The organism is Bacillus pumilus (assembly GCF_003431975.1).
Classification (GTDB): domain Bacteria; phylum Bacillota; class Bacilli; order Bacillales; family Bacillaceae; genus Bacillus; species Bacillus pumilus_N.
Genome location: NZ_CP027116.1, coordinates 2401164 through 2413743, shown reverse-complemented (window position 1 = coordinate 2413743; position 12580 = coordinate 2401164). Strand labels below are relative to the sequence as shown.

The 12580-nt window shown below is 40.8% G+C and carries 16 protein-coding genes; 10 read left to right on the top strand and 6 right to left on the bottom strand.

Annotation, left to right across the window (positions count from 1 at the left end; all coding sequences use genetic code 11):
* Positions 1 to 41: 41 nt before the first annotated feature.
* Positions 42 to 755, bottom strand: a complete 714-nt coding sequence (gene vrrA, locus C5695_RS12570) for a VrrA/YqfQ family protein (protein ID WP_117731024.1) — start codon at positions 753 to 755, stop codon at positions 42 to 44.
* Positions 756 to 909: 154 nt separating this feature from the next.
* Between vrrA and C5695_RS12565 the strand changes: the two genes are divergently transcribed.
* Positions 910 to 2229 (top strand): DEAD/DEAH box helicase, encoded by a 1320-nt coding sequence (locus tag C5695_RS12565; RefSeq protein WP_117731023.1) that lies wholly within the window; start codon positions 910 to 912, stop codon positions 2227 to 2229.
* Positions 2230 to 2238: 9 nt separating this feature from the next.
* Entirely contained in the window at positions 2239 to 3132 is an 894-nt protein-coding gene (locus C5695_RS12560) for a deoxyribonuclease IV (protein WP_117731022.1), read from the top strand.
* Positions 3133 to 3183: 51 nt separating this feature from the next.
* On the opposite strand, the gene C5695_RS12555 is transcribed toward C5695_RS12560, so the two are convergent.
* Positions 3184 to 3438 carry a DUF2624 domain-containing protein gene (locus C5695_RS12555; RefSeq protein ID WP_117731021.1) on the bottom strand — a complete coding sequence of 85 codons (255 nt, stop codon included), beginning with the start codon at positions 3436 to 3438 and terminating at the stop codon, positions 3184 to 3186.
* Between the two features lie 141 nt (positions 3439 to 3579).
* Here C5695_RS12555 and C5695_RS12550 point away from each other — a divergent pair, with 141 nt between their 5' ends.
* The 5 genes from C5695_RS12550 (at position 3580) to C5695_RS12530 (ending at position 7688) form a co-directional block, all read left to right on the top strand.
* The gene (locus C5695_RS12550; RefSeq protein ID WP_117731020.1) at positions 3580 to 4461 is read left to right on the top strand and encodes a YitT family protein; all 882 of its coding nucleotides are present in this window, start codon (positions 3580 to 3582) and stop codon (positions 4459 to 4461) included.
* Between the two features lie 136 nt (positions 4462 to 4597).
* Positions 4598 to 5374 carry a metal ABC transporter ATP-binding protein gene (locus C5695_RS12545; protein ID WP_117731019.1) on the top strand — a complete coding sequence of 259 codons (777 nt, stop codon included), beginning with the start codon at positions 4598 to 4600 and terminating at the stop codon, positions 5372 to 5374.
* On the top strand, positions 5374 to 6234 hold the full coding sequence (locus C5695_RS12540; protein WP_117731018.1) for a metal ABC transporter permease: 861 nt from the start codon (positions 5374 to 5376) through the stop codon (positions 6232 to 6234). Before C5695_RS12545 ends, C5695_RS12540 begins: the two co-directional genes overlap by 1 nt.
* Positions 6212 to 6640 (top strand): zinc uptake transcriptional repressor Zur, encoded by a 429-nt coding sequence (locus C5695_RS12535; RefSeq protein WP_117731017.1) that lies wholly within the window; start codon positions 6212 to 6214, stop codon positions 6638 to 6640. The genes C5695_RS12540 and C5695_RS12535 overlap by 23 nt, the downstream gene beginning before the upstream one ends.
* Positions 6641 to 6770: 130 nt before the next feature.
* Positions 6771 to 7688 (top strand): ROK family protein, encoded by a 918-nt coding sequence (locus C5695_RS12530; protein ID WP_117731016.1) that lies wholly within the window; start codon positions 6771 to 6773, stop codon positions 7686 to 7688.
* A gap of 19 nt (positions 7689 to 7707) precedes the next feature.
* Here C5695_RS12530 and C5695_RS12525 read toward each other — a convergent pair whose 3' ends face one another.
* Positions 7708 to 8286: a 5' nucleotidase, NT5C type gene (locus C5695_RS12525; protein WP_117731015.1), complete on the bottom strand. Its 579-nt coding sequence runs from the start codon at positions 8284 to 8286 to the stop codon at positions 7708 to 7710.
* Between the two features lie 139 nt (positions 8287 to 8425).
* On the opposite strand from C5695_RS12525, the gene C5695_RS12520 reads away from it, so the two are divergent.
* Positions 8426 to 8788 carry a DUF308 domain-containing protein gene (locus C5695_RS12520; protein WP_003217474.1) on the top strand — a complete coding sequence of 121 codons (363 nt, stop codon included), beginning with the start codon at positions 8426 to 8428 and terminating at the stop codon, positions 8786 to 8788.
* Positions 8789 to 8831: 43 nt separating this feature from the next.
* On the opposite strand, the gene ispG is transcribed toward C5695_RS12520, so the two are convergent.
* Together ispG and C5695_RS12510 are read right to left on the bottom strand one after the other, a co-directional pair.
* A complete protein-coding gene (gene ispG / locus C5695_RS12515; RefSeq protein WP_095409025.1) occupies positions 8832 to 9947 on the bottom strand; it encodes a flavodoxin-dependent (E)-4-hydroxy-3-methylbut-2-enyl-diphosphate synthase in 1116 nt (371 codons plus the stop codon).
* A gap of 105 nt (positions 9948 to 10052) precedes the next feature.
* Entirely contained in the window at positions 10053 to 10355 is a 303-nt protein-coding gene (locus tag C5695_RS12510; protein ID WP_117731014.1) for a hypothetical protein, read from the bottom strand.
* 190 nt (positions 10356 to 10545) lie between these two features.
* Between C5695_RS12510 and C5695_RS12505 the strand changes: the two genes are divergently transcribed.
* Positions 10546 to 11091 carry a GNAT family N-acetyltransferase gene (locus C5695_RS12505; RefSeq protein WP_117731013.1) on the top strand — a complete coding sequence of 182 codons (546 nt, stop codon included), beginning with the start codon at positions 10546 to 10548 and terminating at the stop codon, positions 11089 to 11091.
* Positions 11092 to 11141: 50 nt separating this feature from the next.
* Here C5695_RS12505 and C5695_RS12500 read toward each other — a convergent pair whose 3' ends face one another.
* Entirely contained in the window at positions 11142 to 11915 is a 774-nt protein-coding gene (locus C5695_RS12500) for a DUF1189 domain-containing protein (protein WP_117731012.1), read from the bottom strand.
* Positions 11916 to 12057: 142 nt separating this feature from the next.
* On the opposite strand from C5695_RS12500, the gene C5695_RS12495 reads away from it, so the two are divergent.
* Complete coding sequence (locus C5695_RS12495) at positions 12058 to 12543, top strand: DUF456 domain-containing protein (RefSeq protein WP_117731011.1); 486 nt, start codon at positions 12058 to 12060, stop codon at positions 12541 to 12543.
* Positions 12544 to 12580: the final 37 nt, after the last annotated feature.

Sequence of the window (12580 nt, the reverse complement as noted above, 5' to 3'; positions counted from 1 at the left end):
AGATTGTTATACGCAGTGAACACTTCGCCGTTAAAAGAACACTAGACATATAGTTTTGGAACAGAGCTGCCAGATCTTTTTTTCGGTTTTGCTTCAGGATCAGGTGATGAGTGAGGAGCTGTTTTTTTGACGAGGATGTCCTCTGGTTCTTCGTTTTCTTTTATTTCATCATCTAGGGCTGCTTCTTCTTGCGGCACTTCTGTTTCCTCGCTGATCTCTTTAGGTTCTTCACCGGCGTCATTTGCACTTGTTTCATCATCATCCGCACTGCCGAGCTGGCTGTACAGCTTAATCATCGCAGGCAGATTTCTGACTAAAGGACCGTATTGCTGAATCATTGGCGTAAATTGCTGCGCCATACCGAGCACTTTTTGAACATTTCCTAACATGCTTGAGAGAGTCGCAGGATTTGTGAAGCTCTGGATTCCTTGTAATCCCGCACCACCTCCGGAGATTCCAGCTCCCCCAGCTCCGCCAGGAAGAAATTTAGCGAGCATGCCTTTAATTCCTGCGCCGCCTAATGCACGGCTCTCGCCTCCTGGAATTCCGCCCATTGCGCGTAAACCGCCTCCCTGTCCCTGTACAGAGGGGGAGCGGGGCATCATTTGCTGAAATTGATTGCCTTGCCCTTGAAAAGGCTGTTCGATAGGAGCCTGCTGTCTTCTTTGAAAAATCCCGGGCTGTCCGCCATTTCCAAGGTGCCGGCGTGAGGGACGGTGCGGCTGAAAATCACCCGTAGGCCTTTGCCCTAACATACTTGTACCTCCCTTACTGCATTCTCTTTCTCTTATAGGTTATGCAAATAAGCATCAATTGGTTTCCTATATGAAAAGCGGACATGGTTTTTTTGCTTAAAATCAGATATAATGAGGAGATGAGCAAAAAGGCATTGCCTTAAGGAGTGAAAACATGAAAGAAACAAAATTTACGACATATGAATTAAAGTCTTTTATTATAGATGCTATTCATGAATTGGGCTTTTATGAGCCAACTGATATTCAAAAAAGAATCATCCCTGCTGTTTTAAAAGGAGAAAGCGTGATTGGTCAATCACAAACAGGAACAGGAAAAACCCACGCGTACTTATTGCCGCTTATTCATTCAATTGATCCAAGCAAAGAGCAAGTACAAGTCGTGATTACTGCTCCTACAAGAGAATTAGCGAATCAAATTTTCAAAGAAGCCCAAACCATTTTAAAGAATGCCTCTCCAGAAGAAGAGGTGAAAGCAAAGCTTTACATTGGCGGAACGGACAAGCAGAAATCCATTCAAAAGCTAAAAAATCAGCCGCATTTGGTTGTCGGTACACCAGGGCGTATTGCTGACCTCATTCATGAGCAGGCGCTGAATGTTTACAAAGCGACGTCTCTTGTCATTGACGAAGCGGATTTAATGCTGGATATGGGATTTTTAGAAGATGTGGACCGTATTGGTTCACAAATGCCAGAACAGCTGCAAATGCTTGTATTCTCAGCAACGATTCCAGAAAAACTAAAGCCTTTCCTGAAAAAATATATGGACAATCCAAAGTATGCGCATGTTGAACCTAAACGTATTACGGCTGAAAACATTCAGCATATTTTGGTCCCGTCTAAACAGCGTGACAAGCTAAAATTGCTCCATGAAATGGTGACGAATGTACAGCCTTATTTAGGGATCATCTTTGCGAATACAAAAACAACCGTTGATGAAATCGCATCATTCCTACAAGAAAAAGGAATGAAGGTTGGGGTGCTACATGGCGGATTAACGCCGCGCGAACGTAAAAAAGTGATGAAGCAAATTGATGATTTAGAGTTCACTTATATTGTGGCATCTGACCTTGCAGCCCGCGGGATTGATATTAAAGGCGTCAGCCACGTGATCAACTACGAACTTCCATCTGATCTTGATTTTTATGTTCACCGTGTTGGTAGAACAGCTCGCGCTGGTTCATCTGGCATTGCGATGACCATTTATGAGCTTGCTGATGAGGATGCGCTCATTCAAATTGAGAAAATGGGCGTTGTGTTTGAAAACAAAACCATTGTTCATGGCGAATGGCGAGATGCAGATGACCGCTTGAAGCGTCAAAGACGTAAAAAAGCACCTAATGAAATTGAAGAAAAAGCAAAGCGTCTTGTGAAAAAACCGAAAGCCGTCAAACCTGGATATAAAAAGAAAATGACACGTGAGATGGATAAAATCAAAAGACAGGAACGTAGAAAGTCAAAGCGTAATGGAAAGTAGGGGGAAACATTGTTGAAGATTGGTTCACATGTATCCATGAGCGGAAAACATATGCTTCTTGCAGCGAGTGAGGAAGCTGCCTCTTATGGTTCGAATACGTTTATGATTTATACAGGTGCACCGCAAAATACGCGCCGTAAAAAAATTGAAGACCTCAATATTGAAGCTGGACAAGCGCATATGAAAGAGCATGGCATGACGGATATCGTCGTGCATGCTCCGTATATTATTAATATTGGGAACACCGTTAATCCAGCGACATTTGAGCTTGGTGTAGATTTTCTTCGCTCTGAGATTGAGCGTACGGAAGCTCTGGGAGCAAAGCAGATTGTCCTTCACCCAGGTGCACATGTCGGAGCAGGACCAGAAGCAGGGATTCAAAAAATCATTGAAGGTTTAAACGAAGTCATTGTGAAAGGTCAAGAGGTTCAAATTGCACTTGAAACAATGGCGGGCAAAGGATCAGAGTGTGGAAGAAGCTTTGAAGAGCTTGCCCAAATTATCGATGGAGTGACACATAACGAAGCTCTTTCAGTCTGCTTTGATACGTGTCACACGCATGATGCTGGTTACCCGATTGTGAGTGACTTTGATGGTGTGTTGGAAGAATTTGATCGAATCGTCGGTATTGACCGAATCAAGGTTCTTCATATTAACGATAGTAAAAACGTACAAGGCGCAAGAAAAGACCGACATGAAAATATCGGCTTTGGTGAAATTGGCTTTGATGCACTGAATCATATTGTGCATCATCCACAGCTTCAAGATGTGCCGAAAATCTTAGAAACGCCTTATGTAGGTGAAGATAAAAAGAACAAAAAACCACCTTACAAATTCGAAATTGCGATGCTGAAAGAAAAGCAATTCGACAAAGGCTTGCTAGATAAAATCACAGGTCAGTAGTAAAAAAGTATACAACATCATGAGGTGCCGCTAAATGCGGCCCTTTTTTGCTTAACTTGTAAACTGGTTAAAAAGATCATTGACAGTCTGGGCTGTCTGTTTAGACGTAATCGTTTCCACTTGCTTAAGAAGCCGTTTACGCTCCGCATCATTAAAAATATTGACGTTTTTCCCGTTCATGAGTTTGGCCACCTCGGCAGCTTGATTTGACGTTAAACTGACACCATACTGCTTTGCATACCTTAACAGATCGTTTGCTGTGATCTGATTGAGCCGCTGCAGAACAATTTTTTGAATTAAAATCAATTCCATTCCTCCCCTCTGTACCAATGTATGGGCGAAAACGGAAAATGTGCAAAAAATTTTATTTTACCCCATGAAATGATAAAATAGTAAAGTGAATAAAATGTTCATTGAAAATTTAACAAGTTGTAGAAGGGAGAACGTATGGCAAATAGTAAACAGCATAGAAAGGAATCAGTGCCTCATTTTATTTTGAGAATTTTTCTGATTCTAGTAGGAGCTGCCTGCGCAGCAGTCAGCATTGAATTATTTTTAGTGCCAAACAATATTATTGATGGAGGCATCATCGGTATTTCGCTTATTTTGGATTATCTTTTTACAGATAACCCATTCATCAATTTTGCGACGATTGTTGTCATTTTAAATATTCCATTTATGATATCAGGATACAAACATATTGGAAAAACGTTTCTTATTTCCACTGTGATTGGGATTGTTAGCTTAGCCGTCATAGAATCTTCACTTCATCATGTAGAGGCATTTACCAATCAGCCGATCTTAGCCACTGTATTTGGTGGCTTATTACTTGGATTTGGTGTTGGTCTTGTTATCCGTAATGGAGGCTCAATGGATGGAACAGAGATCTTAGGCATTTTGCTAACGAAAAAAATTCCTTTCTCCGTCGGTGAGTTTGTCATGATCGTCAATGTGTTCATTTTTATTTGGGCGGGCTTTGTCTTCGGACCAGAGCAGGCTATGTATTCTGTCATGACATATTATTTGGCAATGAAAACAATTGATGCTGTTATTCAAGGACTTGATGAAACAAAAGCTGTTATTATCGTATCGGATTATTATGATGAAATTTCAGATGCGATCCTTCATCGACTTGGCAGGGGGACGACAAAGCTGAGAGGAAAAGGCGGCTATACAGATGAAGAAAAGGATGTCATCTATGCCGTTGTTACGAGACTTGAAATTACAAAGCTAAAATCGATTGTATTTGAAATTGATAGTCAAGCGTTTATTACGATTATGGATACGCATGAAACAAAGGGCGGTAAATTCAAAACAGCCATTCATTAGCTTTTATTTTACTTTTTTATCTTTCTTTTATATAATGAAATGTATGTATGGACAGAGAAAATGGCAAAAGCCATTTTCTTTTTGATGTATAAATCGTAATCATTCTTTTTATATTGGATTAAAGGTGGAAAGATTCATGGCAAAGCCAATTATTGAAATGAAGGACATTTCGTATTCTTATGGACAGCGAAATGTCATAGATCACATTCATTTAACAGTTGAGGAAGGGAACTTTCTAGCACTTGTTGGACCGAATGGATCTGGTAAAACAACCTTATTAAAATGCCTGCTTGGGCTCATTAAACCGCAGCAAGGTGAATTAAAGCTATTTGGCACGCCTGTTTCAAAATTTCGAGACTGGGATCAAATTGGATTTGTTTCTCAAAAGGCGAATAGTTTTAACACAGGGTTTCCTGCTTCTGTGTATGAGGTCGTTGCAAGTGGATTGACAGCGAAAATAGGCTTATTCAAACGAATGAGTAAGCAGGATAAATGGCAAGTGGAAGATGCCATTCGCTCTGTTGGCATACAAGATTTAAAGCATCAAAACATTGGTGAGCTTTCAGGCGGCCAGCAGCAGCGTACCTTTATTGCTCGTGCGCTCGTCAGTCAGCCGAAGCTGCTCATTTTAGATGAACCGACGGTTGGGGTAGACCAGCGGACAGTAGAAGGCTTTTATCAGCTGCTCGAAACATTGAACAAAGAAAAAGGAATGTCTTTAATTCTTGTCACACACGACGTTGGCACCGTTTCTGATAAAGTCACCCATGTGGCTTGTTTAAATCAGACCCTTCATTTCCACGGAGATGCAGAAACGTTTGATTCAATGGATGATCAGGCGTTATCTCAATTTTACGGACATGACATTCAAGTGATTCATCACGACCATCACCATCATGGGGGACATGAATAATGCTATTTCCATTTTTTCATTATGAATTTTTACAAAATGCATTTATCTCAGGCATGCTGATCGGCTTTATTGCGCCCTTGCTTGGTGTATTTATTGTCGTGAGAAGGCTTTCGCTAATTGCAGATGCTCTCAGTCACGTATCACTTGCCGGTATTGCAGCAAGTCTATTCCTTGATAAAAAGTTTGGATTACTTACAGGGGTGAGCCCGTTGTACTTAGGAATGGCGTTTTCTGTTGCCGGTTCATTGTTTATTGAACGCCTTCGTTCCGTGTATAAGCATTATCAGGAGCTCGCCATACCTATTATTTTATCAGGTGGTATTGGAATTTCGGTCATCTTCATTTCATTAGCGAATGGCTTTAATACAGACTTGTTTAGTTATTTGTTCGGAAGTGTCAGTGCGGTGTCGAGATTAGATCTTTGGATTATTGTTGCGATCTCACTCGTTGTTGTGTTAGTCGTCGTGCTTTTATATAAAGAATTGTTTTTACTTTCTTTTGATGAAGAGCATGCAAAGGCTTCTGGTATTTCAGCCAAATGGATTCATTTTATTTTTATCTTAGTCGTTGCACTCGTTATTGCGGTATCTATGCGTATCGTTGGTACACTGCTTGTATCTGCGCTTATGACGCTTCCTGTTGCGGCAAGTATCCGTATTGCGAAAGGATTTAAACAGGCGATCTTCCTTTCGATCTTGTTTGGTGAATTGTCTGTATTGGCGGGATTGATCTTAAGCTATTATCTCGATTTAGCGCCAGGCGGAACCATTGTGATGCTGTCCATTTTGATTTTAATCGGCTGTATTAGTATTGAAAAATTCAGAAGGGGGAATCATCATGAACGTACAAGAAGCGCTTGATTTATTAAAGGAAAAAGGCTACAAATATACAAGCAAACGTGAAGATATGCTTCAATTGTTTTCTGATTCTGATAAATATTTGACCGCTAAAAATGTACTAACGGCATTAAGTGAAGACTACCCGGGTCTTAGCTTTGATACGATTTATCGAAACTTATCACTATATGAAGACTTAGGCATTTTAGAAACAACGGAATTGTCAGGGGAGAAACTATTTCGTTTTAAATGCTCCTTTTCCCATCACCATCATCACTTTATTTGCCTTACATGCGGTAAAACAAAGGAGATTGATGCCTGTCCTATGGACAAGCTAGATGCCGATCTACAGGATTATCACATTAGCGGACATAAATTCGAAATATATGGAACATGCCCGTCCTGCGAATCGAAGGAAGTTCACTCATAAAAAGGCCAGCTGCAGAGCTGGTTTTTTCGTTTTATCTTTTTGAAAACGTTTTACAAAGAGCAGCTGTTTCATTAAAATGAGATCAACGCAGTACAATTTGCGGCTGTTGGAATATAGGGAGGGGACAAACGTGGCGTATTATGTCGTGTTCGATGTAGGCGGGACGAGAACAAAGCATGGATTAATGGATCAGGAGGGGGAGCTTGTCACTAGCGGTGACTATGAAACGAACTGCCGCCAGCTTGAACCATTTTTAGAAGCGATGGTGGATGTGGTCAACCAATATCAGAGAACGTCAGATGTTAGCGGAATCGCCATCAGTCTTCCTGGCTTTGTTGACAGTGAAACCGGATATACAGAATTTGCAGGAGCGATCATCGCCTTAAATGGTCAAAATGTGAAAATACTTTTAGAGGAGAAAACCTCTCTTCGTGTTGAAGTCGAAAATGATGCGAACTGTGCAGCTCTTGCAGAAAAATATAGTGGCCATGCGAAAGAGTGTGACAGCTTTATTTGTATGACGCTTGGTACAGGGGTTGGCGGTGGTATTTTCGCTGGTGGTCAGCTTGTGCGCGGGGCTTCCTTCCGTGGCGGTGAATTTGGCATGATGCTGACAGAGACAGACAATGGACAATTTACAACACTCAATAGCAGTGCTTCAACCGCTGGATTAATTCGCAGCTATAAAGAAAAACAAGGAATTCCGCAAAGTACACAAATAGACGGTCAAGATATTTTTGAAAAGGCGCTGCACGATCCATCTATTGAAAAACTGGTGGATCAGTGGTACAAGCGAATTGCTATTGGCATTTACAATGTAGCAACCGTACTCAATCCAGAGAAGATTCTCATTGGCGGCGGCGTAAGCGCAAGACCGGATCTACTATCAAGCATTGAGAAACATCTACATACATTGCCTGCGTGGAAGAACATTCAGGTGAAGCTGGAAACGTGCTATTACTTGAATCAGGCAGGCATGAAGGGAGCACTGTACCACTTCCTTATGAAAGAAGGTCAGCTTGTTCCATCCAAAAAGCCGATACATTAAGCGTATCGGCTTTTCTACATTAATAAGCAGTTTCCAAACGTTGCTCGTATTGTTTCATCCATTGAGATGCTTCCTGCCAGTTGTTAACACGTATAATTCTGTCGTCAATAGGCATTTGATTATAAGGGGAGTTAAAAAGAATAACCGGAATGTCAGCCTCTTTTGCAATCATCGTGGCATTTCCATGATGATCCTCGAAAAATACATCAATCTTGTGCTTTTGAACAGCTTCGAGCTTATGATGACCGCCAACAAGCTCAATGTCATCATAGTGCACGTGATGTTGTTGAAACCACTTATAGGTGATATCTGCGTGATGCTCTCTTCTTGCTGTAATATAAATCAGCTTATGTTGATGTTTCATTTGATCAAGAATCTCTTTTGCACCCTTAGCAGGCTTTGCCTGTTTATAAATAAGAGGCTCATGCTCATTCATCCAGCCCCAAAATTCTTCATGAGAAATATTTAAAAGCTTCGTCAAATCATATTCTGTCATATCATCTAGTGTCATGGCACATTGAAACGACTCATTTAAGTAGGGAACAAAGGTGTCCTGTGCCGTCACTGTGCCATCAATATCAATTCCTAAACGTAACATGCCCACACTCCTCATATTTATACTCTTAAAGTGTAACATAATCAATTCACATTTCCAGCAAGTTTTAGCAAACATGAAACAGACATTTTTGCTCATACTAAAAAAGCTCCTTTCTATTAACCAAAAGGGGGAATTGATCATGGAAAGAGACGAAGATTTCAGAAGAAATGATCGTGAAATCGACACACACTTTAGTAATGATGATGGCTATTTAGAGGAAACAGCTGCTGAAATTGCAGAGCCATATCAGGCATCAAGAGATCGAGTAGACAGACGAGAACGTGACCAAGTAGGTGACGATTCAGGCAGTAAGGGGATAGGCTATACAGCACTCGCGATTGCGATTATCTCACTATTTGTCTTGCCGGTGCTATTAGGAGTAGCGGCAATCGTCGTTGGTTATATTGCAAGAAGAAAAGGAGCACATGCGCTTGGCGCGTGGTCAATTGGGATCGGAATTGTGTCCGTTATCCTAGGCATATTTATCACCCCGTTCTTTTAACAAGAACAGAAAAACGCCTGACAGTGACGTCAGGCGTTTTTTATTATGCATTCGCATGTTTTTCTTTTTCGGCTTCCATTTTTGCATAATGCTCTTCAGCGATTTTATCGATTTCTTTTTTCAGTTCTTCGACCATTGTTTCTTCTGGCACTTTACGAACAATTTCGCCTTTACGGAACAATAGACCTTCGCCTCTAGCGCCAGCGATTCCGATGTCAGCTTCACGTGCTTCACCTGGACCGTTTACAGCGCAGCCGAGAACAGCTACTTTAATTGGTGCTTTGATTTTAGAAATATATTCTTCGACTTCATTTGCAATACTGATGAGGTCAATCTCAATTCGTCCGCATGTTGGGCAAGAGATCAGAGTGGCTGCATTAGATGCAAGACCAAATGATTTCAACAGTTCACGTGCTACTTTGACCTCTTCGACTGGATCAGCACTTAATGAAATGCGGAGTGTGTTACCAATCCCCATATTCAAGATGGCGCCGAGACCAGCTGCACTTTTGACTGTACCTGCAAATAACGTACCTGACTCTGTAATTCCAAGGTGAAGAGGGTAGTCAAACGCTTTTGCTGCTTTTTCGTACGCCTCAATGGCTAGATTGACATCAGATGCTTTCATGCTGACGATGATGTCATGAAAGTCTAGATCTTCTAGAATTTTAATGTGATGCAGTGCACTTTCGACCATACCATCTGCTGTTGGATAGCCGTATTTATCAAGGATTTTTTTCTCTAATGAACCGGCGTTTACCCCAATACGGATTGGAATGCCTTTTTCTTTTGCTGCTTTGACAACCGCTTCGACTTTTTCTCGTCTGCCGATGTTTCCTGGATTGATTCGAATTTTGTCTGCGCCTGCTTCAATGGCCTTCAGTGCAAGCTTGTAGTCAAAATGAATATCAACAACAAGCGGGATGTTGATTTGTTTTTTAATATCCGCAATCGCATTGGCTGCACGCTCATCTGGGCATGCTACACGCACGATTTGACAGCCTGCTTCTTCAAGACGCTTAATTTCAGCTACTGTCGCTTCGACATCATGTGTTTTGGTTGTTGCCATACTTTGAATGACAACTTCATTATTTCCACCTATAGTTAAAGGTCCCACTTTGACGGGACGCGTTTTAGTACGATGTGTGACTTCACTCACTTGTCAATCGCTCCTTAGTGTACAAGCAATCATTTGCTATGTACGTCTTGTTATACAGTTCATATTGTAACAGTCTCTTTGTATAGATGACAAGGAATTAACGTTTTATCTCTTATACACGGGAAACTTGTATGTGCTGCCTGCCCGAATTTCGTTCGCTTTCACACCTTGATTCAACTCTTCAAAATCTTCAATAACTTCATCAAGTGGCTTGCTTGTATGAACGATGGAGACGACGGTTTCACCTTGTTTCACCGTGACGTTCTTATATGCTTTTTTCTCAGCTGTTTGAAAGGCGCTCGCAGGGACAGCTGAACCTTCCTCAACTGGGATGGTGCCATTTTTTAAATCAAAAAAGATAATAAAGAAGACAAACAAACTGATCAGTAAAAAAATGATTCGCCGCATTTCACTCACCGCTTTTAAGAGTTTACTTCAGTCTATGCATGTCCTGAAATGATAGAACCGAAAAGAGGAGAAAAGCGGGAAAGGGTGGTTCTAGTTAGTTCTAGTGAGTCTTGTAATGAATTTACGCTCAGCGGCGCTTTTTCTAGCTTCTATCACCATTATGATAAAATAAAAGCAGGGGGGAGATTTGATGAAGAAAAAAGGTCAATATATAAATGTAAGAACACTAACAGAAAATGATGCACAATCACTACTCACACTTGAACTTGAGAATCGAACCTATTTTCAGCAATTTACACCTTTAGTCAAAGACGATTTTTTCACGCTATCTCGTCAAATTGAACGGATTCAACGCAGTGAGCAAAGGAGTGCACAAGATGAGGATTACATGCACGGTATTTTCTTAAATGAAACAGATACTTTAATTGGAACGATCTCATTAAATTCTGTTGAAAGAGGACCTATTGAAGGGGCCTTGCTTGGGTATGTACTCGATGAAAAGCATGGCGGGAAAGGGTATATGACAGAGGCTATCCGTTTAATCATCGAGTATGCCTTTGATGAACTGCACCTCCATCGTATTGAAGCTGGAGTAAAGCCTGATAACATAGGTTCCATTCGTGTGCTTGAAAAGACAGGCTTTGAAAATGAAGGACTGAATCGTAAAAAAGTAAAAATTAATGGAGAGTGGGAAGATCATTATTTGTTTGCGATCATTCATCCAGATGAATCATAGAGCATGGGCATCATAAAAAGCTCCTCCAAGTTGGAGGAGCTTTCATTTACTCATTCATTTTTGACAAGTGGTTTATGTTTAGCAGGTATTTCTTTTACGACGAGATATAAGAAGATAAAGTTAATAACCCAATTTAATAAAAATGAGTTCGCAACAGGCGTGTTTAATGCACTCATGATAGCGAAAAAAACTGTTGTTAATGTGAGTGAATAAGCGGAGAGCTTCCATAGCATTTGGAAAGACAGCTCTTTTTGCTGCATGCGTTTAATAAATGTACCAAGCATCGCAAGGAATGTGGCACTAATAAACATGAGAGCCGCGGTTGATAGATAGAGCAGTACGCAGATGACTGGGATAATAATCGCTTGATTCTGATTTGTGACGCGGGCGAGTTCGTCTTTTGTCAGCGTTCCGCCAAGGAGCTGGTACGGGATATCTGTCATTTGACCATCAATGGCAATCACCGCTTTTTCCTTTAATAATGCGATGGCTGTTTGCTTTGATTCAAGCTCACTTGCTTTTATTTTTTCAGCAGGGTCAAAGATGATCGTGATGCCGTTTTCTTCTTTCTCTATCGGTGCACTTTGCTCTGATTGAAGCTTTCCTTTTTCGATTGAAAAATCAGGTAAATCTTTTTTGATCACATGCTGAAATCCTGACATCGCATTCGAGATCTCTTGGCTCATATGATAACCTTGAGGAACTGCTGCGATGATGGAAAGGATAAAAATGAACAAAATCGCTTTTCCGATCCCTGTAAACCGTGCTTTAGCAATATCTTTTGGTGAATAAATGCCTTTTAACAATAGTTTAAATACGTTCAACTAATTCACTTCCTACATTCTTTTCTATTTCTCATATTGTATCAATGTCTATCTATCAAGTACAAGTATGGCCTTCATTGCTGGTTAAGATAGAGGGAATGAGGCATAATGTATACAGCATATAAAAGGAGGCGGCAGTGACTTGGACGTGCTGTATTGGATTCTGATTATCTGTGCATTTATCATTGCATTTGTTGGACTTGTGTATCCAATCATCCCTAGTGTGGTCTTTATGGTTCTAGGATTTATTTTATATGGTTTCTTTTTCAGTTTTGAGCCGCTGACACTGACGTTTTGGCTTATTCAAGCCACGTTTACTGCGGTATTATTTGCAGCAGATTATGTCTCAAACCTCATTGGAGTCAAGCGTTTTGGCGGCAGCCGCGCAGCCATTTGGGGAAGCACCATTGGGTTATTAGCCGGTCCTTTTGTGATTCCGATTGCAGGAATTATTATTGGTCCATTTATCGGGAGTGTCATTGCAGAGATGCTTGTTCATCAAAAAGATGTGAAAACGAGTGTGAAAGTAGGATTAGGCTCTTTAATCGGATTTGTATCAGGTGTTTTTGCGAAAGGTTTGATTCAAGCGCTGATGCTGGGCATCTTTTTATTTTATGTCCTTCGCTAAATGGAAAAAGGATGTTTAAATCTTCTTCTAAAGGGCT